The sequence below is a fragment of the Streptomyces sp. CB02414 genome (assembly GCF_001905385.1).
GTDB lineage: Bacteria > Actinomycetota > Actinomycetes > Streptomycetales > Streptomycetaceae > Streptomyces.
In genome coordinates this window covers 296,878-322,228 of the sequence record NZ_LIPF01000006.1, presented here as the reverse complement: position 1 = coordinate 322,228, position 25,351 = coordinate 296,878, and the positions used below count along the sequence as shown (strand labels likewise).

At 73.3% G+C, this 25,351-nt stretch carries 22 protein-coding genes; 15 read left to right on the top strand and 7 right to left on the bottom strand.

What is annotated here, in order from left to right:
- Nucleotides 1–183: 183 nt before the first annotated feature.
- From AMK11_RS21300 to AMK11_RS21255, 10 genes are all read left to right on the top strand, one after another.
- Nucleotides 184–1,155, top strand: a complete 972-nt coding sequence (locus AMK11_RS21300) for an EamA family transporter (protein WP_073729577.1) — start codon at nucleotides 184–186, stop codon at nucleotides 1,153–1,155.
- 106 nt (nucleotides 1,156–1,261) lie between these two features.
- Nucleotides 1,262–3,004 (top strand): serine/threonine-protein kinase, encoded by a 1,743-nt coding sequence (locus tag AMK11_RS21295; protein WP_073729575.1) that lies wholly within the window; start codon nucleotides 1,262–1,264, stop codon nucleotides 3,002–3,004.
- A gap of 168 nt (nucleotides 3,005–3,172) precedes the next feature.
- Nucleotides 3,173–3,970 (top strand): TIGR03084 family metal-binding protein, encoded by a 798-nt coding sequence (locus AMK11_RS21290; RefSeq protein WP_073729573.1) that lies wholly within the window; start codon nucleotides 3,173–3,175, stop codon nucleotides 3,968–3,970.
- On the top strand, nucleotides 3,967–5,637 hold the full coding sequence (locus AMK11_RS21285) for an acyclic terpene utilization AtuA family protein (RefSeq protein WP_073729571.1): 1,671 nt from the start codon (nucleotides 3,967–3,969) through the stop codon (nucleotides 5,635–5,637). The genes AMK11_RS21290 and AMK11_RS21285 overlap by 4 nt, the downstream gene beginning before the upstream one ends.
- A 51-nt stretch (nucleotides 5,638–5,688) precedes the next feature.
- Nucleotides 5,689–7,287: an acyl-CoA carboxylase subunit beta gene (locus tag AMK11_RS21280; protein WP_073729569.1), complete on the top strand. Its 1,599-nt coding sequence runs from the start codon at nucleotides 5,689–5,691 to the stop codon at nucleotides 7,285–7,287.
- A gap of 13 nt (nucleotides 7,288–7,300) precedes the next feature.
- Nucleotides 7,301–9,154, top strand: coding sequence for an acetyl/propionyl/methylcrotonyl-CoA carboxylase subunit alpha (locus AMK11_RS21275; RefSeq protein WP_073729566.1), 1,854 nt, complete (start codon nucleotides 7,301–7,303; stop codon nucleotides 9,152–9,154).
- An 83-nt stretch (nucleotides 9,155–9,237) separates the two neighbouring features.
- The gene (locus AMK11_RS21270) at nucleotides 9,238–10,383 is read left to right on the top strand and encodes an acyl-CoA dehydrogenase family protein (RefSeq protein WP_073729564.1); all 1,146 of its coding nucleotides are present in this window, start codon (nucleotides 9,238–9,240) and stop codon (nucleotides 10,381–10,383) included.
- Between the two features lie 28 nt (nucleotides 10,384–10,411).
- A complete protein-coding gene (locus AMK11_RS21265; RefSeq protein WP_073729562.1) occupies nucleotides 10,412–11,980 on the top strand; it encodes a 4-coumarate--CoA ligase family protein in 1,569 nt (522 codons plus the stop codon).
- Complete coding sequence (locus AMK11_RS21260) at nucleotides 11,977–12,711, top strand: enoyl-CoA hydratase family protein (RefSeq protein WP_073729560.1); 735 nt, start codon at nucleotides 11,977–11,979, stop codon at nucleotides 12,709–12,711. Before AMK11_RS21265 ends, AMK11_RS21260 begins: the two co-directional genes overlap by 4 nt.
- A complete protein-coding gene (locus AMK11_RS21255; protein WP_073729558.1) occupies nucleotides 12,699–13,325 on the top strand; it encodes a TetR/AcrR family transcriptional regulator in 627 nt (208 codons plus the stop codon). Before AMK11_RS21260 ends, AMK11_RS21255 begins: the two co-directional genes overlap by 13 nt.
- 12 nt (nucleotides 13,326–13,337) lie before the next feature.
- On the opposite strand, the gene AMK11_RS21250 is transcribed toward AMK11_RS21255, so the two are convergent.
- Genes AMK11_RS21250 through pdxH form a run of 3 tightly spaced genes read right to left on the bottom strand, consistent with a single transcriptional unit; the run spans nucleotide 13,338 to nucleotide 14,695 of the window.
- Nucleotides 13,338–13,742: a type II toxin-antitoxin system VapC family toxin gene (locus AMK11_RS21250; RefSeq protein WP_079187586.1), complete on the bottom strand. Its 405-nt coding sequence runs from the start codon at nucleotides 13,740–13,742 to the stop codon at nucleotides 13,338–13,340.
- Complete coding sequence (locus AMK11_RS21245) at nucleotides 13,739–13,975, bottom strand: FitA-like ribbon-helix-helix domain-containing protein (RefSeq protein WP_073729556.1); 237 nt, start codon at nucleotides 13,973–13,975, stop codon at nucleotides 13,739–13,741. Before AMK11_RS21245 ends, AMK11_RS21250 begins: the two co-directional genes overlap by 4 nt.
- A gap of 42 nt (nucleotides 13,976–14,017) precedes the next feature.
- Nucleotides 14,018–14,695, bottom strand: coding sequence for a pyridoxamine 5'-phosphate oxidase (gene pdxH / locus AMK11_RS21240; RefSeq protein ID WP_079187585.1), 678 nt, complete (start codon nucleotides 14,693–14,695; stop codon nucleotides 14,018–14,020).
- A gap of 285 nt (nucleotides 14,696–14,980) precedes the next feature.
- On the opposite strand from pdxH, the gene AMK11_RS21235 reads away from it, so the two are divergent.
- From AMK11_RS21235 to AMK11_RS21225, 3 genes are all read left to right on the top strand, one after another.
- The gene (locus tag AMK11_RS21235; protein WP_073729551.1) at nucleotides 14,981–16,081 is read left to right on the top strand and encodes a citrate synthase 2; all 1,101 of its coding nucleotides are present in this window, start codon (nucleotides 14,981–14,983) and stop codon (nucleotides 16,079–16,081) included.
- A 348-nt stretch (nucleotides 16,082–16,429) separates the two neighbouring features.
- Nucleotides 16,430–17,296 carry a GNAT family N-acetyltransferase gene (locus AMK11_RS21230; RefSeq protein WP_073729548.1) on the top strand — a complete coding sequence of 289 codons (867 nt, stop codon included), beginning with the start codon at nucleotides 16,430–16,432 and terminating at the stop codon, nucleotides 17,294–17,296.
- A 120-nt stretch (nucleotides 17,297–17,416) separates the two neighbouring features.
- Nucleotides 17,417–18,844 carry a PAS domain-containing protein gene (locus tag AMK11_RS21225; protein WP_073729546.1) on the top strand — a complete coding sequence of 476 codons (1,428 nt, stop codon included), beginning with the start codon at nucleotides 17,417–17,419 and terminating at the stop codon, nucleotides 18,842–18,844.
- Nucleotides 18,845–18,871: 27 nt separating this feature from the next.
- Here the strand turns inward: AMK11_RS21225 and AMK11_RS21220 are convergent, their stop codons facing one another.
- Nucleotides 18,872–19,627, bottom strand: a complete 756-nt coding sequence (locus AMK11_RS21220; protein WP_073729544.1) for an SIS domain-containing protein — start codon at nucleotides 19,625–19,627, stop codon at nucleotides 18,872–18,874.
- 210 nt (nucleotides 19,628–19,837) lie between these two features.
- Here AMK11_RS21220 and AMK11_RS21215 point away from each other — a divergent pair, with 210 nt between their 5' ends.
- Together AMK11_RS21215 and AMK11_RS21210 are read left to right on the top strand one after the other, a co-directional pair.
- Nucleotides 19,838–20,530 carry a metal-dependent transcriptional regulator gene (locus AMK11_RS21215; RefSeq protein WP_073729542.1) on the top strand — a complete coding sequence of 231 codons (693 nt, stop codon included), beginning with the start codon at nucleotides 19,838–19,840 and terminating at the stop codon, nucleotides 20,528–20,530.
- 537 nt (nucleotides 20,531–21,067) lie between these two features.
- Nucleotides 21,068–21,943, top strand: coding sequence for an alpha/beta fold hydrolase (locus tag AMK11_RS21210; RefSeq protein ID WP_073729540.1), 876 nt, complete (start codon nucleotides 21,068–21,070; stop codon nucleotides 21,941–21,943).
- Between the two features lie 18 nt (nucleotides 21,944–21,961).
- On the opposite strand, the gene AMK11_RS21205 is transcribed toward AMK11_RS21210, so the two are convergent.
- The 3 genes from AMK11_RS21205 to AMK11_RS21195 all read right to left on the bottom strand — a co-directional run bounded on the left by AMK11_RS21205 (nucleotide 21,962) and on the right by AMK11_RS21195 (nucleotide 25,102).
- Nucleotides 21,962–23,542: a transporter gene (locus tag AMK11_RS21205; RefSeq protein WP_107429714.1), complete on the bottom strand. Its 1,581-nt coding sequence runs from the start codon at nucleotides 23,540–23,542 to the stop codon at nucleotides 21,962–21,964.
- Nucleotides 23,539–24,333, bottom strand: a complete 795-nt coding sequence (locus AMK11_RS21200; RefSeq protein WP_073729537.1) for an ABC transporter ATP-binding protein — start codon at nucleotides 24,331–24,333, stop codon at nucleotides 23,539–23,541. Before AMK11_RS21200 ends, AMK11_RS21205 begins: the two co-directional genes overlap by 4 nt.
- A 115-nt stretch (nucleotides 24,334–24,448) precedes the next feature.
- A complete protein-coding gene (locus AMK11_RS21195; protein ID WP_073729535.1) occupies nucleotides 24,449–25,102 on the bottom strand; it encodes a bifunctional DNA primase/polymerase in 654 nt (217 codons plus the stop codon).
- Nucleotides 25,103–25,351: the final 249 nt, after the last annotated feature.

Sequence of the window (25,351 nt, the reverse complement as noted above, 5' to 3'; positions counted from 1 at the left end):
ACCCGGTCGTCCCGCGGCCGGGGGCGGGCGGCCCCGCTCGCCTGACGGACGTGCGTTGACAGGCGCGCGTCCCGGCCCTGACAGTTGCGTAAAAGAGTTACGTGCCTGACAGAGTCCATTACTCTGGACCGTGCCGTACAGCGTGATGAACGACGTCCACCCGCACACCGTCCCGGAGCTCCCGTGAGTACCCCCAGCGCCGACCCCGGCACCCAGTCCCCGGCCGTCGCGGCACCCGTGCCCGCCCCCGTGGCCACCCCCGACGCCGCGCAGGGCGGCGGCCGGTGGGGTTCGCTCGGGCCGGTCGGTCTGGTCCTCGCCGGCGGGCTCTCCGTGCAGTTCGGAGCCGCGCTGGCGGTGAGCCTGATGCCGCGGGCCGGTGCGCTCGGCGTGGTGACGCTGCGGCTGGCCGTGGCCGCCGTCGTGCTGCTGATCGTCTGCCGGCCCCGGCTGCGCGGGCACTCGCGGGCCGACTGGGGCACGGTCGTCGTCTTCGGCATCGCCATGGCCGGCATGAACGGCCTCTTCTACCAGGCCGTCGACCGCATCCCCCTCGGTCCCGCCGTCACCCTGGAGGTGCTCGGCCCGCTCGCCCTGTCCGTCTTCGCCTCCCGCCGCGCCGTCAACCTGGTCTGGGCCGGCCTCGCGCTGGCCGGCGTCTTCCTGCTCGGCGGCGGCGGCTTCGACAGCCTCGACCCGGCCGGTGCCGCCTTCGCGCTCGGGGCGGGCGTCATGTGGGCGGCGTACATCGTCTTCAGCGCGCGTACCGGCCGGCGCTTTCCGCAGGCCGACGGGCTGGCCCTGGCGATGGCGGTCGGCGCGGTGCTGTTCCTGCCGCTGGGCATCGCCGAGTCGGGCACGAAGCTCTTCGACCCGATGACGCTGGCCCTCGGCGCCGGGGTCGCCCTGCTCTCCTCCGTCCTGCCCTACACCCTCGAACTCCTCGCCCTGCGCCGCCTGCCCGCGCCGACCTTCGCCATCCTCATGAGCCTGGAGCCCGCCATCGCCGCGGCGGCCGGTTCCCTCATCCTCGACCAGGCCCTGTCCGCCACCCAGTCCGCCGCCATCGCCCTGGTGATCGCGGCGAGCATGGGCGCGGTGCGGACCCAGGTGGGGCGCGGGCGGCGGGTGAAGGCGGCCCCGGACCTGCCGTAGGGGGCGTCCGCATGCCCTCCCTCCGGGCCCCGGCACGAAGGGCTGTCACCCGCACCGCATAGGCTGCGGACCTGGTCATCTCATCGGGATCACGGGGAGGGAACCGATGAACCACGCGGCCGAGGTCTTCCAGCCCTTGCAGGACGACGATCCGCGCGCGGTGGGCGGCTACCGGCTCGCCGCCCGGCTCGGAGCGGGTGGCATGGGACGGGTGTACCTGTCGCACACCCGGGGCGGCCGGCCCGTGGCCATCAAGGTCGTACGGTCGGAACTGGCCGACGACCAGACCTTCCGTCGGCGCTTCGGCCGCGAGATCAAGTCGGCCCGGAAGGTGAAGGGCGCCTACACCGCCGAACTGATCGACGCCGACGCCGACGGCACTCCGCCCTGGCTGGCCACGCTGTACGTCCCCGGGCCCTCGCTGTCGGGCGCCGTCGCCCGGGGCGGGCCGCTGCCGGTGCCGGCGGTGCTGTGGCTGATGGCGGGGGTCGCCGAGGCGTTGCAGGCCATCCACGGTGCGGGCATCGTGCACCGGGACCTCAAGCCGTCGAACGTCCTGCTCGCCTCCGACGGGCCCCGCGTCATCGACTTCGGCATCTCCGTCGCCGCCGACAGCACCGCGCACACCGCCACGGGCTCCACCATCGGCACGCCCCAGTACATGGCGCCCGAACAGGCGTCCGGGGGCGACGTCACGGCGGCGACCGACGTCTTCTCGCTCGGGCAGACGGCCGCGTTCGCGGCGCTGGGCAGGCCGCTGTACGGCGACGGGCCGGCCGCCACCGTGCTGTACCGGATCGTCCACTCGCAGCCCGACCTGTCCGGGCTGCCGGAGCGCCTGCGCGACCTGCTCGGCCGGTGCCTGGCCGCCGACCCCGAGGACCGGGCCACCCCGGTCGAGGTCGTCGAGTGGTGCCGCCGGGAGCTGGGCCGGGACGGCGAGGAGGAGGCCGGTTCGGAAGTGTGGCGGGAGATCACCGGGCCGCCGGTGACGGTGCCGCCGCCGGTCGCGGCCACCGGTCCGGCGACCGCCGCGGCCTCGGTTCCGGCCCTGGACCCTACCGTGGCGCACACGCGGCCGTGGACGGTCCCGCAGCCGCCCCTCGCGCAGTGGCCGGGCACCGCCCAGTGGCCCGCCGGACCGTACGGCGTGACCGCACCGCAGCGGCAGGACGGCCCGGAGCAACGCAGGCGCCGCCGGAGACGCGTCACGCTGATCACGGCCGCTGCCCTGGCCGCGGGCGCGCTCGCGATCACCGCGGCGTGGACGGTCCTCGATGCGGCGTGGGACGGCGTACGGGACCGCACCCGGGACACGGCGGCGTCCGCGTCCCGGACGCCCGGCGCGGGAGCGGGAAAGGCGTCGGCGTCCGGAGACGCGGCGTCCGGGTCAGCCGCGGCGGAGGGCTCGGACTCGTCGGCCGTACCCGGATCGGTGGCCGACGGTTCCGCCGCCGGGACGACGGCGCCGCGGGCTTACGCGGTCGGCCCCCGGACGGTGGACGCCGACTCCTCACTGAGCCTCTCCGACGGGGCGAGGCGCGAGGACCGCGAGGGTGACATCCGCTTCGACTGCGAGAGCGTCGGCTGTGCGCTGGAGAGCGACACCAGCGTCTTCACCCTGATTTTCGGCCCGCCGGGCGCCACATACGAGATGTGCGACCTGATGACCAGGGGCAAGCGCAGCCACCGCGTCGGCCTGGCCTCGGTGTCGGTCGGCATGGAGATCTGCGTCAGGCACCGCAACGGGGACATCGCGCTGCTCGTCGTCCAGACGAAGTCGACCGCGGTGCCCGAGTTGGCCTTCGTCAACGCGGACGTCACGGTCTGGCGGGCGAAGAAGGATTGAGCGGGCGGAGAAGGACTGAGCGGGCGGAGAAGGACCGAGGCGTCACGCACGGGCCCGCCGTCGAGGCGGCGCATCCAAAAATCATGCAAGCATGCTTGATTGTTACTACCGCCCCTGCCATGCTCCCCACACCGCGCCGCACACCGCCGTGCCCGAGGGGAGCGCCCCGTGTCCGACCCGACGCCCGTGATCGACGACCTGCGCGAGGAGAGCGAGGAACTCGACGCGCTGGTGGCCGCGTTGAGCCCGCGGGAGTGGCGGCTCGCCACCCCGGCGCCCGGCTGGACGATCGCCCACCAGATCGCGCACCTGCACTGGACCGACCGCGCCGCCCTGGTCGCCGTCACCGACGAGGACGGCTTCGGCACCCTGATCGAGCAGGCCCTCGCCGCGCCCGACCGGTATGTCGACGACGGCGCGGAGGAGGGCGCCCGGCAGGAACCGGCCGCGCTGCTGGCCGCCTGGCGGGACGGACGCACCGCCCTCGACAAGGCGCTGCGCGCGTCGGCCCCCGGCGCCCGCTTCCCCTGGTACGGCCCGCCCATGGCCGCCGCCTCCATGGCCACCGCCCGCCTGATGGAGACCTGGGCGCACGGCCTGGACATCGCCGACACCCTCGGCATCACCCGCCCGCCCACCGACCGTCTGCGGCACATCGCCCGCATCGGCGTCCGCGCCCGGGACTTCGCCCACGCCACCCACGGACTCACCCCGCCCGCGGAGCAGTTCCGCGTCGAACTCACCGGGCCGGGCGGGGACGTGTGGACGTACGGTCCCGAGGACGCCCGGCAGCGCGTGACCGGCCCCGCCCTCGACTTCTGCCTCCTGGCCACCCAGCGCGCCCACCGCGCCGACCTCGCGCTCACCGCCGAGGGCCCGGACGCCGACCGCTGGCTGGACATCGCCCAGGCCTTCGCCGGACCGCCGGGAGCCGGCCGCCCGCCGAAGGGGGCGGGGTCCCGGTGAGCGTGCTCCGCGTCGGCAACGCCTCCGGCTTCTACGGCGACCGCTTCGACGCCATGCGCGAGATGCTCACCGGCGGCCCCCTGGACGTCCTCACCGGCGACTACCTCGCCGAGCTGACCATGCTGATCCTCGGCCGGGACAGGATGAAGGACCCCGGCGCCGGCTACGCCCGCACCTTCCTGCGGCAGTTGGAGGAGTGCCTCGGCCTCGCCCGGGAACGGGGCGTGCGCATCGTCGCCAACGCCGGGGGCCTCAACCCTGCCGGACTCGCCGACGCCGTACGCGCCCTGGCCGATCGGCTCGGCATCCCTGTCCGCGTCGCGCACGTCGAGGGCGACGACCTCACCGCCGCCCACCCGGGAGCGCTGGCCGCCCACGCCTACCTCGGCGGCTTCGGCATCGCGGAGTGCCTGCGGGCCGGCGCCGACGTGGTCGTCACGGGCCGCGTCACCGACGCCGCGCTGGTCACCGGGCCCGCCGCCGCCCACTTCGGCTGGGGGCCCACGGAGTACGACCGGCTGGCGGGCGCCGTCGTCGCCGGGCACCTGCTGGAGTGCGGGGCGCAGGCCACCGGCGGCAACTACGCCTTCTTCCGGGACGGCGACGTACGGCACCCCGGCTTCCCGCTCGCCGAACTGCACGCCGACGGCACCTGTGTCATCACCAAGCACGACGGCACCGGCGGTTTCGTCGACGTCGGCACCGTCACCGCCCAGCTGCTGTACGAGACGGGCGGCGCCCGGTACGCCGGCCCCGACGTCACCGCCCGGCTGGACACCGTACGGCTCTCCCCGGACGGCCCCGACCGCGTCCGCGTCGAGGGCGTGCGGGGCGAGGCACCGCCGCCCACCCTCAAGGCCGGCCTGAACCGTCTCGGCGGCTTCCGCAACGAGGTCGCCTTCGTCCTCACCGGTCTCGACGTCGAGGCGAAGGCTGCGCTGGTGCGGGCCCAGATGGAACCCGCCCTCGCCGAGGTCTCCGACGTCCGCTGGGACCTGGCCCGCACCGACCGGCCCGACGCGCCGACCGAGGAGACGGCCGGCGCGCTGCTGCGGCTCGTCGTCCGGGACGCCGACCAGCAGGCCGTGGGGCGGGCGTTGAGCGGGGCGGCGATCGAGCTGGCCCTCGCGAGCTACCCCGGGTTCCATGTGCTCGCGCCACCCGGGAAGGGCGCGCCCTATGGAGTGTTCGACGCCCTCCACGTGCCCCAGGACTCCGTCGACCATGTGGCGGTCCTCCACGACGGGCGCCGGATCTCCGTGCCCGGCGCCCAGGACACCGCCGTACTCACGGACGTACCGGAACCGCCCCTGCCGGAACCGTTCCCGCCCGGCCCCGTCCGCCGCGCCCCCCTCGGACTCGTCGCCGGCGCCCGCAGCGGCGACAAGGGCGGCGACGCCAACGTCGGCGTGTGGGCGCGGACCGACGACGCCTGGCGGTGGCTCGCCCACGAGCTGACCGCCGACCGGTTCCGCGAGCTGATCCCGGAGGCCCGCGACCTGCGCGTCACCCGGCACCAGCTCCCCGACCTGCGCGCCCTCAACTTCGTCGTCGAGGGCATCCTCGGCGAGGGCGTCGCCGCCCAGGCCCGATTCGACCCGCAGGCCAAGGCGCTCGGCGAATGGCTGCGCGCCCGGCACCTGGACATACCGGAGGCCCTGCTTTGACCGTCAGCCCGGAGGTACAGCCGTGACCGTCGTCAGCCCGGAGGTACAGCCGTGACCGTCCTCGCCTCCGCCCTCGACCCCACCGCCCCCGACCACCGCGCCAACCGCGAGGCGATGCTCGCCAAGCTCGCCGACCTGGAGGCCGAGCACGCCAAGGCCCTCGCGGGCGGCGGCGAGAAATACACCGCCCGGCACCGGAAACGCGGCAAGCTCCTCGCCCGCGAGCGCATCGAACTGCTCCTCGACCCCGACACGCCCTTCCTGGAACTGTCGCCGCTCGCGGCCTGGGGGAGCGAGTACACCGTCGGCGCCTCCCTCGTCACCGGTATCGGCGTCGTCGAGGGCGTCGAGTGCCTGATCACCGCCAACGACCCGACCGTGCGCGGCGGCGCCTCCAACCCCTGGTCGCTGAAGAAGGCCCTGCGCGCCAACGACATCGCCCTCGCCAACCGGCTGCCCTGCATCAGCCTCGTCGAGTCCGGCGGCGCCGACCTGCCCTCCCAGAAGGAGATCTTCATCCCGGGCGGCGCGATCTTCCGGGACCTCACGAGGCTGTCGGCGGCCGGCATTCCCACCGTCGCCGTCGTCTTCGGCAACTCGACGGCCGGGGGCGCCTACATCCCCGGCATGTCCGACCACGTGATCATGGTCAAGGAGCGGGCCAAGGTGTTCCTCGGCGGGCCGCCCCTGGTCAAGATGGCCACCGGCGAGGAGAGCGACGACGAGTCGCTGGGCGGCGCCGAGATGCACGCCCGCACCTCGGGCCTCGCCGACTACTTCGCCGTGGACGAACCGGACGCGCTGCGGCAGGCCCGCCGCGTCGTCGCCCGTCTGGGCCACCGCAAGGCGTACGCCGACCCGGCCCCCGCCGCACCCCCGAAGTACGACCCGGAGGACCTGCTCGGCATCGTCCCCGCCGACCTCAAGGCCCCCTTCGATCCGCGCGAGGTGATCGCCCGCATCGTCGACGCCTCCGACTTCGACGAGTTCAAACCGCTGTACGGCACGAGCCTGACGACCGGCTGGGCGGCTCTGCACGGCTACCCGGTCGGCATCCTCGCCAACGCCCAGGGGGTGCTCTTCAGCGAGGAGTCGCAGAAGGCCGCCCAGTTCATCCAGCTCGCCAACCAGCGCGACATCCCGCTCCTCTTCCTCCACAACACCACCGGCTACATGGTCGGCAAGGAGTACGAGCAGGGCGGCATCATCAAGCACGGGGCCATGATGATCAACGCGGTCTCCAACTCCCGCGTCCCCCACCTCTCCGTCCTCCTGGGCGCCTCCTACGGCGCCGGGCACTACGGCATGTGCGGCCGCGCCTACGACCCTCGCTTCCTCTTCGCCTGGCCCAGCGCCAAGTCCGCCGTCATGGGCCCGCAGCAGCTCGCCGGGGTCCTGTCCATCGTCGCCCGCCAGTCCGCCGCCGCGAAGGGACAGCCGTACGACGACGAGGGCGACGCGGCACTGCGCGCCATGGTGGAGCAGCAGATCGAGTCCGAGTCGCTGCCCATGTTCCTGTCCGGGCGGCTCTACGACGACGGCGTCATCGACCCGCGCGACACCCGCACCGTCCTCGGCCTGTGCCTGTCCGCCGTCCACACCGCGCCCTACGAGGGCGCGCGCGGTGGCTTCGGCGTCTTCCGAATGTGAGGTTGAGGGACCAGTGATCACTTCCGTCCTCGTCGCCAACCGCGGCGAGATCGCCTGCCGGGTCTTCCGCACCTGCCGCGAGTCGGGCATCCGGACCGTCGCCGTCCACTCGGACGCCGACGAGAACGCCCTCCACGCGCGCGTGGCCGACGCGGCCGTACGGCTGCCGGGAGCGGCGCCCGCCGACACGTACCTGCGCGGCGACCTGATCGTGAAGGCCGCGACCGCCGCCGGCGCCGACGCCGTCCACCCCGGCTACGGCTTCCTCTCCGAGAACGCCGACTTCGCGCGCGCCGTACGGGACGCCGGGCTGCTGTGGATCGGGCCGCCGCCGGAGGCGATCGAGGCGATGGCGTCCAAGACCCGCGCCAAGGAACTGCTGGGCATCGCGCCCCTGGACCGGGACACGGTCACCGAGGCCGACCTGCCGGTGCTGGTGAAGGCGGCGGCCGGTGGCGGCGGGCGCGGCATGCGCGTCGTACGGCGCCTCGCCGGCCTCGACGCCGAACTGACCGCCGCCCGCGCGGAGGCCGCGAGCGCCTTCGGCGACGGCGAGGTGTTCGTCGAGCCGTACGTCGAGGGCGGCCGCCACGTCGAGGTGCAGGTCCTCGCCGACACCCACGGCACGGTGTGGGCGCTCGGCACGCGCGACTGCTCCCTCCAGCGCCGCCACCAGAAAGTCATCGAGGAGGCACCGGCACCGGGCCTGAGCGCGGCACTCACACAGGAGCTGTACGAGCAGGCGGTCCGCGCCGCCCGCGCGGTGGACTACGTCGGCGCCGGGACGGTCGAGTTCCTGGTCGACGCCGACGGCAGGGCGCACTTCCTGGAGATGAACACCCGCCTCCAGGTCGAACACCCGGTCACCGAGGCCCTCTTCGGCGTCGACCTCGTCGCCCTCCAGCTCCGGATCGCCGAGGGCCACGCCCTCGAAACCGACCCCCCGCGCGCGCGGGGCCACGCCGTGGAGGCCCGCCTGTACGCCGAGGACCCGGCGAACGGCTGGGCCCCGCAGACCGGCCGCCTGCACCGCCTCGCCGTCCCCGACGGCGTCCGCCTGGACACCGGCTACACCGACGGCGACGACATCGGCGTCCACTACGACCCGATGCTCGCCAAGGCCGTCGCCCACGCACCCACCCGCGCGGAGGCCGTCCGCCGCCTCGCCGGTGCCCTGGAACGGGCGGCGATCCACGGCCCGGTCACCAACCGGGACCTGCTCGTCCGCTCGCTACGGCACGAGGAGTTCACGTCCGCCCGCATGGACACCGGCTTCTACGACCGCCACCTGACCGACCTGAACTCCCCGGCGCCGGACCCCTTCGCCCCGCTGGCCGCCGCCCTCGCCGACGCCCACGGCCGCTCCCGGTTCGGCGGCGGCTGGCGCAACGTCCCGTCACAGCCCCAGGTCAAGCGGTACACCATGGCGGGCGAGGAACACGAGGTCCGCTACCACCACACCCGCACCGGCCTCACCGCCGACGGCGTACGCGTCGTCCACGCCGACGCCCACCTCGTCGTCCTCGAGACCGACGGCGTACGGCGCCGCTACGAGGTCGCCCGCTACGGCGACCAGATCCACGTGAACGCCGCCCGCCTCACCGCCCTGCCCCGCTTCCCCGACCCCACCGCCCAGCACGCCCCCGGCTCCCTCCTCGCCCCCATGCCCGGCACGGTCGCCCGCGTCGCGGAGGGCCTGACGGAGGGGGCGGCGGTGGAGGCGGGCCAGCCCCTCCTGTGGCTGGAGGCGATGAAGATGGAACACAAGATCACCGCCCCGGCCACGGGCACACTCGCCGCACTGAATGCCGTACCGGGCCAGCAGGTCACGGTGGGCTCTCTACTGGCGGTAGTGCAAGAGGCCTAGGGGCGCGGGGCCGCATTGAACATGCGGCTCCGCCGCGTGGGCGCGCGACCAGCCACGACGAAACCCGCACCCGAAGGAGCCGCATGACCCCCGTAATCGAATCCGACGCGCACAAGTCCCTCCGCGAAGCGGTATCCACCTTCGCCGGCAACCACCCCCGCACCCTCGGCACCGACAACAAACACTTCTGGCAGGCCGCGGCCAAGCTCGGCTACATCGGCGTCAACCTCCCCGAAACCTACGGAGGAGGCGGCGCCGGCATCACCGAACTCGCCCTCGTCCTCGAAGAGATGGGCGCCTCCGGCAACCCCCTGCTCATGATGATCGTCTCCCCGGCGATCTGCGGCACCGTCATCTCCCGCTTCGGCACCGAAGAGCAAAAACGCGAGTGGCTCCCGCCCCTCGCCGACGGCACCCGCCTCATGGCCTTCGGCATCACCGAACCCGACGCCGGCTCCAACAGCCACCGGATCACCACCACCGCCCGCCGCGACACCGCCACCGGCGACTGGCTCCTGACCGGCCGCAAGGTCTTCGTCTCCGGCGTCGACATCGCCGACGCCACCCTGATCGTCGGCCGCACCGAAGACGCCCGCACCGGCAAGCTCAAGCCCTGCCTGTTCATCGTCCCCCGCGACACCCCCGGCTTCGAGCGCCGCCCCATCGACATGGAACTCAACGCCGCCGAGAAGCAGTTCGAGCTGACCCTCGACGGCGTCCGGCTGCCCGCCGACGCGCTCGTCGGCGACGAGGACGCCGGTCTCCTCCAGCTCTTCGCCGGGCTCAACCCCGAGCGCATCATGACGGCGGCGTTCGGCATCGGCATGGGCCGTTACGCGCTCTCCCGGGCCCTGGAGTACGCCCGTGAGCGCACGGTCTGGAAGACCCCCATCGGCGCCCACCAGGCCATCGCCCACCCCCTCGCCCAGGCCCACATCGACCTCGAACTGGCCCGCCTGATGATGCAGAAGGCCGCCCACCTCTACGACGCCGGTGACGACATGGGCGCCGGCGAGGCCGCCAACATGGCGAAGTACGCCGCCGGGGAGGCCTGCGTGAAGGCCGTCGACCAGGCCGTGCACACCCTTGGCGGCAACGGCCTCACCCGCGAGTTCGGTCTCGCCCAGCTGATAACGGCCTCGCGTGTGGCTCGCATCGCGCCGGTGAGCAGGGAGATGATCCTCAACTACGTCTCCCACCAGACCCTCGGCCTGCCCAAGTCGTACTAGACCGCGTTACCGACCTGTTGGAGGAACCGTGTTCCGCAGCGAGTACGCAGACGTCCCGCTTGTCGACCTGCCCATCCACGAGGCCGTGCTCGGCCGCGCCGCCGAGTACGGCGACACCCCGGCGCTGATCGACGGCACCGACGGCACCACCCTCACCTATGAGCAGGTGGACCGGTTCCACCGGCGGGTCGCCGCCGCCCTCGCCGAGGCCGGCGTGCGCAAGGGCGACGTACTCGCCCTGCACAGCCCCAACACGGTCGCCTTCCCGCTCGCCTTCTACGCCGCCACCCGCGCGGGCGCATCGGTCACCACCGTGCACCCGCTCGCCACGGCCGAGGAGTTCGCCAAGCAGCTCAAGGACTGCGCGGCCCGCTGGATCGTCACCGTCTCACCGCTGCTGGACACCGCCCGCCGGGCCGCCGAGCTCGCGGGCGGTGTCCAGGAGATCCTGGTGTGCGACAGCGCGCCCGGCCACCGCTCGCTCGTCGACATGCTGGCCTCCACCGCACCCGAACCGTCCGTCACCGTCGACCCCGCCGAGGACGTCGCCGTACTGCCGTACTCCTCCGGAACCACCGGCACCCCCAAGGGCGTGATGCTCACCCACCGGCAGATCGCCACCAACCTCGCCCAGCTCGAACCGGCGATCCCGGCCGCCCCGGGCGAACGCGTCCTCGCTGTCCTGCCGTTCTTCCACATCTACGGGCTGACGGCCCTCGTGAACGCTCCGCTGCGGCTCGGCGCCACCGTCGTCGTCCTGCCCCGCTTCGACCTGGAGCAGTTCCTCGCGGCCATCCAGAACCACCGCATCACCGGCCTGTACGTCGCCCCGCCGATCGTCCTCGCCCTCGCCAAGCACCCCCTGGTCGCCGACTACGACCTCTCCTCGCTGAAGTACGTCATCAGCGCCGCCGCCCCCCTGGACGCGAACCTCGCCGCCGCCTGCTCGCGGCGGCTCGGCCTGCCGCCCGTCGGCCAGGCCTACGGCATGACCGAACTGTCCCCGGGCACCCACGTCGTCCCCCTCGACGCCATGCACGACGCCCCGCCCGGCACCGTCGGCAAGCTCATCGCGGGAACCGAGATGCGCGTCGTCTCCCTCGACGACCCCGGCAAGGACCTCCCCGCCGGCGAGTCCGGCGAGATCCTCATCCGCGGTCCCCAGGTCATGAAGGGCTACCTCGGCCGCCCCGACGCAACCGCCGCCATGATCGACGAGGAGGGGTGGCTGCACACGGGGGACGTGGGGCACGTGAACGGTGACGGCTGGCTGTTCGTCGTCGACCGGGTCAAGGAACTGATCAAGTACAAGGGCTTCCAGGTCGCCCCCGCCGAACTCGAAGCCCTCCTGCTCACCCACCCCGGCATCGCCGACGCCGCCGTCATCGGCACCTACAACGACGACGGCAACGAGGTCCCGCACGCCCACGTCGTACGCCGCCCCACCGCACCCGACCTCTCCGCGGGGGAGATCATGATGTACGTCGCCGAACGCGTCGCCCCCTACAAACGCGTCCGCCAAGTCACCTTCATCGACGGCGTGCCCCGGGCGGCCAGCGGCAAGATCCTCCGCCGGGAACTGCGAGGGCGGTCATGAGCCTCGTCGCCCGCGCCCGGGAGCGAGGCGTCGAGACCCTCACCCTCGACTCCCCGCACAACCGCAACGCCCTGTCCGCCGCCCTCGTCACCGAACTCACCGACGCCCTCACCGACGCCGGCGAGGACACCGACGTCCGCGCCGTCCTCCTCACCCACACCGGCAACACCTTCAGCGCCGGAGCCGACCTGCGCGACCCGCCCGACCCGGACGCCCTGGTCGCCCTGCTGAGGCGGATCGTCGAACTGCCCAAGCCCGTCGTCGCCCGCGTCGACGGTCACGTCCGCGCGGGCGGCCTCGGCCTGCTCGGCGCCTGCGACGTCGCGGCCGCCTCCACCGTGTCGACGTTCGCCTTCACCGAGGTCCGCATCGGCGTCGCCCCCGCCGTCATCTCCCTCACGCTCCTGCCCCGCACCGACCCCCGCGCCCTCGCCCGCCACTACCTCACCGGCGAACGCCTCGACGCCGCCGAGGCCGCCAGAACCGGCCTGGTCACGGCGGCGGGCGACGACGTGGACGCCGTACTCGCGCCCGTCCTCGACGGTGTGCGCCGTGCCTCACCTCAGGCGCTGGCCGAGACGAAACGGCTGCTCACGGCTAGGGTGCTGGAGGCCTTCGACCGGGACGCGGCGCAGCTGACCGCGCTCTCGGCCCGGCTGTTCGCCTCCCCGCAGGCCCGCGAGGGGATGACGGCCTTCCTCGAACGACGGGATCCACAATGGGTGGTGTGAGCGGCGCCGTGCACGCGGCCGACCGCGCGGAACGCGTCCCCAAGCAGGACCGCAGCCGGGCCACCCGGCAGCGGCTCCTGGAAGCCGCCGTGGCCTGCCTCGCCGAACACGGCTGGGCCGGCTCCACGGTCTCCGTCGTCGCCGAACGCGCCGGCGTCTCCCGGGGCGCCGCCCAGCACCACTTCCCGACCCGCGAGGACCTCTTCACCGCCGCCGTCGAGTACGTCGCCGAGGAACGCTCCGTGGCGCTGCGCGCCCTCTTCCCCGAGGGCGCCGGCCCCGGCGACCGGCACGCCGTCGTCGCCGCGCTCGTCGACCTCTACACCGGCCCCCTCTTCCGCGCCGCCCTACACCTGTGGGTGGCCGCCTCCAACGAGGAGCAGCTGCGGGGCCGGGTGACCGAACTGGAGGCCCGCGTCGGCCGCGAGACCCACCGCATCGCCGTCGACCTCCTCGGCGCCGACGAGAGGCGCCCCGGCGCCCGCGAAACCGTCCAAGGCCTCCTGGACATGGCCCGCGGCCTCGGCCTCGCCAACCTCCTCACCGACGACACGGCCCGCCGGGAACGGGTCGTGGAGCAGTGGGCGGGCTTGCTGAGCGCGGTACTGGACTGACGTGCCCGGCCGTCAGCCGAGCCGCAGGTTGTCGACGCGGCAGCGCAAATGCGGCGCACCGGCGAACTTGGCGTCCACGGTGACGAGCGCGGCGTCGAGGGTCTCGGCGAGAGCGACGTAGGAGGCGTCGTAGGGCCACATGTTGTGCCGCAGCTCCCAGACGCGGGGCAGCAACGGCACATGGTCGTAGCGCCTCAGCGGCATCCGCCCCAGAAGCTGCAGTGCACGCTCCGCCTCGCCCTCGGGCAGCTTGTTGCCGCGTACGAGGCCGCGCAGGACGGACGCGCACTCCAGGTCGACGGCGTGCGGTGCGGCCAGCCGGTGGTCCAGGGCGCGGGCCCGGACCCGTTCGGCGAGTTCGTCGCCGCCCACGAGGAACTCCACGAGAGCGGAGGTGTCCAGGACGAGCACGCTCACCCGCGGGCCTCGCGCAGATCACGCAGGACGTCGGTGACGTCGTCCGCCGATACGTTGCCGCGCGAGGCGATCGCACGCGCTTCGGCGGCCGCTTCGGCGGGCGACAGCAGTGCCGCCTCACCCACCAGCAGCTGCAGGACGTAGTTCTGCAGCGACTGCCCCGTGCGCGCCGCTCTCGCCTTCAGCGTGCGCAGTGAGTCCTCCGGGACGTCCCGCACGTGGATCGTAGCCATGCAAGCATTCTAGTCCCAAAGCGAGCGAAGTGCTTGCGGATCTCACGGACTCAGCCGCTCCACCCGCCACCCCCCGTCCGCCCCCGCCACGTACCGCAGCCGGTCGTGCAGCCGGTTCTCCCGCCCCTGCCAGAACTCCACCGCGTCCGGGACCACCCGGAACCCGCCCCAGTGCGGTGGCACCGGCACCTGCTCGCCCTCCGGATAGCGCGCCGCCAGCCCGGCGTACGCGGCGTCCAGGGCGTCCCGGTCCGCCACCACCGACGACTGGGCGCTGGCCCAGGCACCCAGCTGGGAGCCGTGCGGCCGGGTCCGGAAGTAGCCGGCGGTCTCGTCCCGCCCGGTCCGCCGCGCCGTCCCCGTCACGATCACCTGCCGGGCCATCGGATGCCACGGGAACAGCAGCGACACGTACGGATTCCCGCCCAGCTCACGGCCCTTGCGCGACTCGTAGTTGGTGTAGAAGACGAAGCCCCGCTCGTCGAAGTGCTTCAGCAGCACCGTGCGGGAGCTGGGCCGGCCCTCGGCGTCCGCCGTGGAGACGACCATCGCGTTCGGCTCGAACAGCCCGCCCTCCGTCGCGGCCTGCTTGAACCAGCGCGCGAACTGCTCCAGGGGCGTGGCGGCCAGCTCGGACTCGGCAAGCCCCTCGGCCCGGTACTGCTTGCGCATCGAGGCGAGATCGAAGGGGACGGCATCGCGGTCGGTCACAGCGGCCATCCTGCCGCATCCACCGCGCCCTCCACTGAGTCCTTCGTCACGGCCTCCGGCACGACTCCCGCAGAAAGTGGCACTCAGTGCCGCTACCCCTCCCCAAAGGTGGCACTCGGAGATATCGTGCTGATCCCGTCCCGGTTGGATGACCCGAGGCCGAACGGGGCATCACAGGGATGACCGGAGACCAGGACCGCGAGTCGTCGACCGACCGCGGATCCACAGGAACCGGGTGTTCCGGTGTTCCGAGACGGGCCGGTCGCCACACTTACGATCACGAGGAGCCGCCTGATGTCCGACTTCGTACCCGGGCTCGAAGGAGTCGTCGCGTTCGAGACGGAGATCGCCGAACCCGACAAGGAGGGCGGCGCCCTCCGCTACCGCGGCGTCGACATCGAGGACCTGGTCGGGCACGTCTCCTTCGGGAACGTCTGGGGCCTGCTCGTCGACGGCGCCTTCAACCCCGGCCTGCCCCCGGCCGAACCCTTCCCGATCCCCGTGCACTCCGGCGACATCCGTGTCGACGTGCAGTCCGCGCTCGCCATGCTCGCCCCCGTCTGGGGCCTCAAACCGCTCCTCGACATCGACGCCGAGCAGGCCCGCGCCGACCTCGCCCGCGCCGCCGTCATGGCCCTGTCCTACGTCGCCCAGTCCGCCCGCGGCCAGGGCCTGCCCATGGTCCCGCAGCGCGAGATCGACAAGGCCCAGTCCGTCGTCGAACGCTTCATGATCCGCTGGCGCGGCGAACCCGACCCCAAGCACGTCGCCGCCGTCGACGCCTACTGGACCTCCGCCGCCGAGCACGGCATGAACGCCTCCACCTTCACCGCCCGTGTCATCGCCTCCACCGGCGCCGACGTGGCCGCCGCCCTCTCCGGAGCCGTCGGCGCCATGTCCGGCCCGCTGCACGGCGGCGCCCCCTCCCGCGTCCTGCACATGATCGAGGAGATCGAACGCACCGGGGACGCCGAGGCCTACGTCAAGAAGACCCTCGACGCGGGCGAACGCCTCATGGGCTTCGGCCACCGGGTCTACCGCGCCGAGGACCCCCGCGCCCGCGTCCTGCGCCGCACCGCCCGCGAACTGGGCGCCCCGCGCTACGAGGTCGCCGAAGCCCTGGAGAAGGCCGCCCTGGCCGAACTCCACGCCCGCCGCCCCGACCGGGTCCTCGCCACCAACGTCGAGTTCTGGGCCGCCATCATGCTGGACTTCGCCGAGGTCCCGGCGCACATGTTCACCTCGATGTTCACCTGCGCCCGCACGGCCGGCTGGTCCGCGCACATCCTGGAACAGAAGCGCACCGGCCGCCTGGTCCGGCCCTCGGCCCGCTACGTCGGCCCGGGCCCCCGCGACCCGCGCGCGATCGAGGGCTACGCCGACATCGCGGGCTGACGGACCGCGCCGTACACGCAGACGACCCGCGAGTCTGGTTCCTCCGGAGAGGAGCCGGCCGGACTTACCGGCGACTCGCGGGTCGGGTGACTGCTTGGGATTGGGCCGGCTGCGCGCGTCTTTCACGCGCTGGTCCGGCACCGCACTCGGTGTGGTGACGGGCCGCTAGCCCGCAGCCACCTCACGCGTCCGGTTGTCATACATCTGCCGAACCACCTCCCTTCTGTGTGCTCCCCACATTAGGAACTGACCGCCCGCTCATCAACGTCTTTTTTCCGGACCCGTCCGCGGCCCTCGGCCGACGATCACCCATGGACGCGTCCGCGCTGGTCACCTACCGTTTCGCCCATGACGAAACACCAGGGGGAGCCGCCGGTCAGGCGGGCGGTGGTCAGCGGGTCGACGTTCGAGGAGCGGATCGGGTACGCCCGGGCCGTCGTCGACGGGGACCGGGTGCACGTGTCGGGGACGACCGGGTTCGACTACGCGTCGATGACCATCTCCGAGGACGTGGTGGAGCAGGCCGGGCAGTGCCTGCGGAACATCGGGGCGGCACTGGCCGAGGCGGGGTGCACGTTCGCGGACGTCGTGCGGGTGCGGTACCTGCTGCCCGCGCGGGAGGACTTCGAGCCGTGCTGGCCGGTGCTGCGGCGGGCGTTCGGCGAGGTGCGGCCGGCCGCGACCATGATGGTGTGCGGGCTCGCCGACGAGCGGATGCGGATCGAGATCGAGGCGGACGCGCGGCGCGGGCCGGTCGGTCCGGGCGCCGGACTGCGCGTCGAGGCCGTGGCCGGGGACGCCATGGTGGAGGAGTGGCGGCACGTCCACGACGAGGTGGTGCCGCCCGCCGCGATGACCCCGGATCAGGCGCGGGAGCGGGCCGGGCGGTACCGGCTGGCCAACGCGTACCTCGGGGACGTGCTCGTCGGGTGCTCCACGGTGCGGCCGCCCGAGGGGGAGGAGCGGGCGGCGACCGTGATCGCCCGGGTGCTGCCCGCGTTCCGGGGGCGCGGGATCGGCGCGGCGCTCTACGAGGCGGGCCTGGCCGAGGCGGCCGCGCTCGGCGCCGAGGCGGTGGAGACCGTGGTGCTGGCGGCCAACGGTGACGGGTTGCGGTTCGCCGAGGGGCGTGGGTTCGTGGAACGGGAGCGGTACGTGTTGGATGGCGAGAGCGACGAGTGGGTCGATCTGAGGCTCGCCGCGCACCCGTCATGACGGGGGCGTATGCCGAGTTTCCGCAGTACAACGATTTCCGCAATCTTGTGGGAACTCGGTGTGTGCTGCATCACGTTCGAGTTGAATGAAGGCCAGTGACGCAGCCTGCAGGGGGTCCAGGTGAGTGCTTCCCGGCGTAGTGGGACCACCGACGAGCTGGGGCCGGACGAGCCGGAACAGCCCGAGCGGGACGGCGCGGACCTGTTGGCCGCGCTGCTCGACGGCATGGACGCGGCCCTGTGCGCCTTCGACGCGGACGGGGTGGTCACCCACTGGAACCGCGAGGCGGAGCGGATCCTGGGCTGGAGCGCGGCCGAGGCCGTGGGACGGCAGGGTTTCGCCGGCTGGGCCGTGCGCCGGGCGGACGCCGGTGAGGTCGAGGAGCGGCTGCTGTCCGCGATGCGCGCCCCGGGCCGGCAGGTGCACGAGTTCGCGTTGCTGACCAAGGACGGCGGTCGGGTGCTGGTGCGCACCCAGTCCGCGGCCGTGCGCGGTCCCGACGGCCGACCCGCCGGGGTGTACTGCGCGTTCAGCGAGGTGCACGCGCAGATCGACCTGGAGCGCTCCATCGCGCTGAGCGAGGCCCTGCTGGAGGACGCGAGCTGGGGCGTCGTACTGGTGGACGTGGATCTGCGGCCGGCCGTGGTGAACGCCCACGCGGCGCGGGCCCTGGGCGCCGGGCGTACGTCCGTGCTGGGGCGGCCGCTGGGCGATCTGCTCGCGCAGGGCGTGGAGGAGCTGGAGAGCGCGCTGACGCACGTGCTGGCGGAGGGCGCGCCGCCCGGGCCCGCCGAGATCTGGGTGAGCGTGCGCACGCCGGAGGGCGAGCGGCGCCGGTGCTGGCGCAGCGGCTTCGTGCGGCTGGCGTCGCCGCTGGCGGAGGAGCCGGTGCCGTTGGGCGTGGGCTGGCTGTTCCAGGACATCACGGAGGGCAAGCAGGCCGAGCAGGAGGCGGCGCTGCTGCGCTTCCGCACCAACCAGCTGCACCGCGCGGCGCGGGCGGCGGCGGAGTGCGAGGATCCCGCGGAGGCGGCGGTCGTCCACCTGGACTTCGCGCTCGCCGGGTTCGCCGACCACGCCCTGATCGACCGGGTGGTGGGCGAGAGCGGGCCCCGGGCGGGCGAGTCCGAGGCGGCGGAGCCACAAGCGCCGGGGCCGGTGCGGCTGATGCGGGTGGCGGCGACGCCGTCCGGAGCGCCGGGGCCGAGCGTGCCGGCCGCGACGTCGGGCATGCCGGTGCGCTACGCCGAGGGGCACCCGGCGGTGCAGTGCGTGGAGCGGGCGGGCTCGGTGCGGGCCAGTGCCGGTGTCCGGGCGGTGCCGGCGGAGCGGGTGCGCCAGTGGGCGACGGCCCGGCAGTGGCCGGCGGACACGGTGCACGGCCTGTGCGCGGTCCTGCGCAGCCGGGGCCGGACGCTGGGCGTCGTGACGTTCCTGCGCGGCTCGGGGCGCAGCGCGTTCGAGCGCTCGGACGCGGTGTACGCCGAGGACGTGGCGGTGCGCATCGCGGCGGCGCTGGATCTCGCCGGGCCGGTGGAGGGGCCGTAGCGATCGGGGTCCTGGCCGGGTGTCCGCTCAGCGCCGGTAGAAGATCCGGTCCCCGTACTGGTCCAGTACCCGCCCGTTCCATTCGTGGCCGCCGTCGACGTTGCCGGAGCGCAGCAGGGGCGGTTCGATGCCGCGGTCGGCGAGGGCGGCGGCCGCCGTGGCGGTCATGGCCTGCATCAGGGCGCTGGTGACGACCGTGGAGGCGGGCGCGAAGGGCGCGGGGACGGTGTCGAGCGTGAGCTCCGCGTCGCCGACGGCGATCTTCGAGTCCAGCACGATGTCGCAGTGGTCCTTGAGGAAGGAGCCGGAGGCGTGCCGCGACTTGGTCTCGGAGGCGTACGCCACCGAGGTCACGCCGATGACGCGGACGCCCAGGGCGCGGGCGTTCATGGCCATCTCCACGGGCAGCGCGTTGCGCCCGGACAGGGAGATGATCACCAGGGCGTCGCCCGCGCGGATCGGCGAGGAGTCCAGTACGGCGCTCGCGAGGCCGTCCACCCGCTCCAGCGCGGAGCCGAGCGTGGCCGGCATGACGTCGACGCCGACGACGCCGGGCACGGCGAGCAGGTTCATCAGGGCGAGGCCGCCGGCGCGGTAGACGACGTCCTGGGCGGCGAGGGAGGAGTGGCCGGCGCCGAAGGTGAAGAGCCGGCCGCCGTCGGCCACCGTGTCGGCGAGCAGCGTGCCGGCCGCCTCGACGGAGTCGGCCTCCTCGTCGCGGACCCGTCGCAGGAGGTCGATCGCGGCGTCGATGAACTGCCCGGCCGGCTTGCGGTCGCTCATGCGGGACCCCTTCGGAGTGGCTGCGTCGCGGATCACCGTGCGGTCTGGACCAGTGCGGTGTCAATACGGCGTCGACACCGCCGGACGGCCGCGCGGGCCCTGGTTTCCGCGGTGCGGCACGGTTGTCGGTGGTATGCGTCAGAATTGGGGGCAGGGCCAGCGCACGAGCCGGTGGGCCGTAGCCTCCGGCAATCTCATCAAGGGGCACGTATGTCCGGACTGATCGACACCACGGAGATGTACCTCCGCACCATTCTGGAGCTGGAGGAGGAAGGTGTGGTCCCGATGCGCGCCCGGATCGCCGAGCGGCTCGACCAGAGCGGCCCGACGGTCAGCCAGACGGTGGCGCGGATGGAGCGCGACGGTCTGGTGTCCGTGGCGGCCGACCGGCACCTGGAGCTGACCGACGAGGGCCGCCGGCTGGCCACGCGGGTGATGCGCAAGCACCGGCTCGCGGAGTGCCTGCTCGTCGACGTGATCGGCCTGGAGTGGGAGCAGGTGCACGCCGAGGCCTGCCGCTGGGAGCACGTGATGAGCGAGGCCGTCGAGCGCCGGGTGCTGGAGCTGCTGCGGCACCCGACCGAGTCGCCGTACGGCAACCCGATCCCGGGCCTGGAGGAGCTGGGCGAGACGGACGGCGCCGATCCGTTCCTGGACGAGGGCATGGTGTCCCTCGCCGACCTGGACCCGGGCACGGAGGGCAAGACGGTCGTCGTGCGCCGGATCGGCGAGCCGATCCAGACGGACGCGCAGCTGATGTACACGCTGCGCCGGGCGGGCGTGCAGCCCGGCTCGGTGGTGAGCGTGACCGAGTCGGCCGGCGGCGTGCTGGTGGGCAGCGGCGGCGAGGCGGCGGAGCTGGAGACGGAGACCGCCTCGCACGTGTTCGTCGCCAAGCGCTGACGGGCTGCCCGCCACGGCGTGGATCACGCCGTTTCCCGTGTGCGGTCCGCCGAATCGCAGCGTCCGGTCACCGCGCGTGCAAGGCTGTGGCGTGAGGCGTATGACGTGAGGGCTCTGGGCCGTGGTGTGACAGCGATGTCGTCCCGGCCGGAGAGGGGGAGGGGCGTGCTGCTGAGACGGAGAGGGCCCCGGCGCCGTGTGGCGCCGGGGCCTGTCCTCCCCTGTGCTGACCCGGAGCCCCGAGCTCTCAGGGTCAATCCCCTCGGACCGTTTTCCCCGAGCGGCCCGCCTCCCGTTGAAGATCTCCCCTCGGCGGCGGCGATCAATCCCTGAAGGGGGTCACTCGAACGAGGGGTGTTGCTCGCCGAGGCGGCATTTTCGAATATGCATTCGATACTCTGCGAGCGTCGGACGGCCGTGAGCGGACGGTGGCCCGTCACGGCCAGAACGACAGGCACGACAGGCAGGACACGGTTCACAGGATCGGCCGGCCCGGCGGGGCGGGCGGTCCGAGCGGAGCTTGGGGGTGCCAGGACCATGGCGCGACGCATCGACGTGACCGGCGCGGGCGGCGTACGCCTCGCGGCCTGGGAGTTCGGCGACCCTCCCAAGACGGACCGGACCGACCGCACGGACCACGCGGACCACACAGGTGTGCTGTTACTGCACGGCCTGATGGGCCGCGCGTCCCACTGGGCCCCCACGGCCCGCTGGCTCGCCGCCCGGCACCGGGCCGTCGCCCTCGACCAGCGCGGCCACGGCCGCAGCGACAAGCCGCCGCGGGGCTCCTACACCCGGGAGGCCTACGTGGAGGACGTCGAGGCCGCCCTGGAGCAGCTCGGTCTCGGCCCGGCCGTCCTGATCGGCCACGCCATGGGCGCGCTGACCGCCTGGCAGCTCGCCGCCAAACGTCCCGACCTGGTCCGCGGTCTGGTCGTCTGCGACATGCGGGCCTCCGCCCTCGGCGCCGCGTCCCAGCACACCTGGACCGAGTGGTTCGGCGCCTGGCCGGTCCCCTTCGCCACCCTCGCCGACGTACGCAAGTGGTTCGGCGAGGACGATCCGTGGGTGGAGCGCCCGAATCCGGCCCGGGGCGAGTTCTACGCCGAGGTGATGGCCGAGTCCCCGGACGGCTGGCGGCCGGTCTTCGAGCCGGAGCAGATGCTGCGCTCCCGCGAGACATGGGTCTACGACGCCCACTGGGAGGAGCTGGCCCAGGTCCGCTGTCCCACGCTGGTCGTCCGCGGCCTCGACGGCGAGCTGGGCCGCGCCGAGGCCCAGGAGATGGTCCGCGTCCTGCCGCACGGCCAGTACGCGGAGGTCGCCGACGCCGGCCACCTCGTCCACTACGACCAGCCGGAGGCGTGGCGAGCGGCCATCGAGCCGTTCCTCGACAGCCTCCGCGACGGCTGACCGGACCGGGCGCCGCCGTCAGCCCTTGCTGACCGCCGTGAGGATCTCCGGCAGCCGTCCGGCCGTGCGCGGCGCGGCCAGCCGCAGGCCGGCCAGCGTCAGCACCGCGCCGTACACCGCGCCCACCGGAAGCAGCAGCGGGCTCCCGGCACCGCGTACGTTCAGCCAGATCGTCAGCGCGATCACGGGTGCGCACAGCAGGGCCGCGCCGACCATGCCGCCGAGGATCGAGATCCAGGCCAGCCCGACCTGACCGGGGGCGACGTTCTTGTGGCCCTCCTGCGGGATGGAGTACGGGAAGCGCGCCGAGGTCCACGCCCCGGTCGCCAGCATCGCGCCGAGCAGCGCGAAGGACAGGCCCAGGGCCTCGGGCAGGGTCCGCCAGTCGTCGAGCATCGCCGTGGTCAGGACGGTGACGAGGGTCGCGTACGGAAGAGTGATCAGCAGCAGGGCCAGCGCGCGGGCGCGCAGTTCCACGTAGGCGTCCCTGGTCGAGGAGATGGTCAGCGCCACCATCCAGAAGGCGGACGTGTCCTGCCCGAACTGGTTGTACATCTGGATGCCGAGCATCCCGGCGGCGAAGCAGGCGAAATACACCGAGCCGGTGCCCTGCCAGGCGTTGAAGACCGGCACGATCAGGCCGATGGCCAGCGAGGTCACCCACGCCGCCTTCGTCTTCGGATCGCGCCACACGTAGCGCAGGGTGCGTTCCATCGTCGTACCGGTGCGGCCGGTGGGCAGCAGCCGGGTGAGGCCCGACGAGCCGCGCCGGCGCACGGGACGCGTGTCGCTCTGCAGGGTGGACCCGTCCGGCGTGGTCATCAGCCGCGTCAGGTGCCGCTCCCACACCCGCAGCAGCAGCACCAGCGCCGCCGCCGTCAGGGCCAGCTGCGCCAGCGCGGTGCCCCAGGACCCGTCGCCCGCCGCGTCCATCGCGCCGAGGGCCGAGGCGGGCGGCACCCAGCGCAGCACGTCGGCCGCCGGGTCGAGCTGTTCCAGCCCGGACGAACCCAGTCGCTGTGCGCCGAAGTTGACGACCTGCGCCCCGACCGCGACGACCAGCCCGCTCAGCACCGCCAGGTCGCGGCCCTTGCGACTGGTCAGCAGCCGTACGTTGGCGGCGGCGACGGCCCGCGCGAGGGTCACGCACACCAGCAGCGCGAGGACACCGCCGACGACGCCGACGGCGTACGCCGCCCAGCCGTGCGCGACCGCGACCACCGAGCCGGCCAGCACGCACAGCGTGAACAGCGGCCCGATGCCCACCAGCGACGCCGTGAGCAGGGCCCGGACCAGCGGGCGGGGCCGCAGCGGCAGCATCACCAGCCGGGTCGCGTCCAGCGTTTCGTCGCCGCCGGGGAAGAACAGCGGCATCACCGCCCAGCCGAGACCCAGCACCGCCGCCAGCAGGATGACCAGTGACCCCACGTGGTCGTACCCGCGCAGGGCGATCAGACCGATCAGCTGGAGCGCGGCGAAGAGCAGCACGGCGACGGCGGAGGCGATGTAGGCGGCCCGCCGCCCGCCGGACCGGCGCAGCCCGTTGCGCAGGAGCGACAGTTTCAGCCGTACGAAGACGGAGGTGACCGACGCGCTCACCGGGACCCGCCGCCCAGCCAGTCCAGGTCCGACCCGGTGTCCAGGCCCCCGGCGCCGACGAGTTCGAGAAACGCCTGCTGCAGGGAGGCCGCCTCCCCGCGCACCTCGGCGAGGGTGCCGGTGGCGCGGATGCGGCCCGCGGCCATGACGGCCACCCAGTCGCACAGGGACTCCACCAGCTCCATGACGTGGGAGGAGAAGACGACGGTGGCGCCGGAGGCGGTGTAACGCTCCAGGACGCCCCGGATCGTCTGCGCCGACACCGGGTCGACCCCCTCGAACGGCTCGTCCAGGAAGAGCACTTCGGGATTGTGCAGCAGCGCGGTGGCCAGCCCGATCTTCTTCCGCATGCCGGTCGAGTAGTCGACGACCAGCTTGTGCTGGGCCCCGGCCAGGTCCAGTACGTCCAGCAGCTGGGTCGCCCGCCGGTCCACCTCGTCACCGGGCAGGCCGCGCAAACGCCCCGTGTAGCCGAGCAGTTCCCGCCCGGACAGCCGCTCGAACAGCCGCAGCCCCTCCGGCAGCACCCCGATCCGCGCCTTCACCTCCACCGGGTCGCGCCACACGTCGTGCCCGACGACCTCGACGGTCCCCTGATCCGGCCGCAGCAGCCCGGTCACCATGGAGAGGGTGGTGGTCTTCCCGGCGCCGTTCGGCCCGACGAGCCCGACGAACTTGCCCGCGGGCAGCTCCAGATCGACCCCACCCACGGCAACCTGCTGCCCGAACCGCTTCCAGAGCCCTCGCACGCGCACGGCAACCCTCGCACCCACCACGTCTCCCTCCGTCAACTCCGCACCCTACGGGGGAAGAGCGCCCCGATAAGGGGCGCGGGGAACTGCGCGATCAACCACGTACGGCCGCCAGCCGCCAGAACACCTCAACCAGGCAGATGAATAGGCGCCCCTAACGATCCCTACCGCACGCATACGCCAACGGCGACACCAACTCCTCCACATCCGGCAGCCACCGATTCGCCGGCGTAGGCCGGCAGGCCCACTGCACAGCCCCCCGTGTCCCGTACCGCGTAGGCGGCGCAGCCACATACGCCCCTTCCCCGAGCGCCGTGAGATCGAGCAGTCGCGGCACCCAGCCCAGCTTCCGCACCAGCTCCGGCACCTTCGCGGCGGCCCCCGGAAGAACGAAGAACCGCATCCGCCGGTCCGGCGTCAGCGTCACCGGCCCGAGCGTCAGCTCCATCCGCTCCATCCGCGCCAGCGCCAGGAACCCCGCGGTCTCCGGCACGTCGATCGCGTCGAACGTCCGCCCCGTGGGCAGCAGGATCGAGGCCGCCGGCTGCTTCTGCCACATCCTGCGGGCGACGGTCGCGCTGCCCGTCGCCTGCGTCGCCCAGTCCTCGCGCGCCGGGTGCGCGCCCGGGGCGGCGCACGCCGGGTCCCCGCAGGAACAGCGCTGCTCCCCGTCGGCTGCTTCCAGCCAGGTGCCGGGGAACACGTCCCAGTGGCGCTCCTCGGCGTAGCGTACGGCGGTCTCCAGCAGCGACGCGCCTCGCTGCTGCGGGATCTGGGTGGCTTCGGTGCCGGGGATGGTCTCTGTCACGTGGAACTCAACTCCCGTGCTCACCGGGGGTTACGGCGGTTGCGCGCGCGGGGGAGGAGCATCGATTCCGCATCCGGGGCGCATGGGTGCATGTACGGGGGCGCGCGGGAGGATTCGCCGCCGGAGCTGGGTAGCCACGTCTGGGGCCGACGCCGGCCGGCGTCGGCCGTCACCCCGGCAATCCTCGCAAGCTTCGCAAGTCTCGCATTGTCGGCACATCGACTGGGCATTGATCTTCACGGCCGGATC

Bases quoted from the DNA above. Each gene is read 5' to 3' on its own strand.
- AMK11_RS21295 (WP_073729575.1), top strand. From the start codon at position 1,262: ATGAACCACGCGGCCGAGGTCTTCCAGCCCTTGCAGGACGACGATCCG.
- AMK11_RS21270 (WP_073729564.1), top strand. From the start codon at position 9,238: ATGACCCCCGTAATCGAATCCGACGCGCACAAGTCCCTCCGCGAAGCG.
- AMK11_RS21260 (WP_073729560.1), top strand. From the start codon at position 11,977: ATGAGCCTCGTCGCCCGCGCCCGGGAGCGAGGCGTCGAGACCCTCACC.
- AMK11_RS21255 (WP_073729558.1), top strand. From the start codon at position 12,699: ATGGGTGGTGTGAGCGGCGCCGTGCACGCGGCCGACCGCGCGGAACGC.
- AMK11_RS21245 (WP_073729556.1), bottom strand. From the start codon at position 13,975: ATGGCTACGATCCACGTGCGGGACGTCCCGGAGGACTCACTGCGCACG.
- pdxH (WP_079187585.1), bottom strand. From the start codon at position 14,695: ATGGCCGCTGTGACCGACCGCGATGCCGTCCCCTTCGATCTCGCCTCG.
- AMK11_RS21235 (WP_073729551.1), top strand. From the start codon at position 14,981: ATGTCCGACTTCGTACCCGGGCTCGAAGGAGTCGTCGCGTTCGAGACG.
- AMK11_RS21230 (WP_073729548.1), top strand. From the start codon at position 16,430: ATGACGAAACACCAGGGGGAGCCGCCGGTCAGGCGGGCGGTGGTCAGC.
- AMK11_RS21220 (WP_073729544.1), bottom strand. From the start codon at position 19,627: ATGAGCGACCGCAAGCCGGCCGGGCAGTTCATCGACGCCGCGATCGAC.
- AMK11_RS21215 (WP_073729542.1), top strand. From the start codon at position 19,838: ATGTCCGGACTGATCGACACCACGGAGATGTACCTCCGCACCATTCTG.
- AMK11_RS21210 (WP_073729540.1), top strand. From the start codon at position 21,068: ATGGCGCGACGCATCGACGTGACCGGCGCGGGCGGCGTACGCCTCGCG.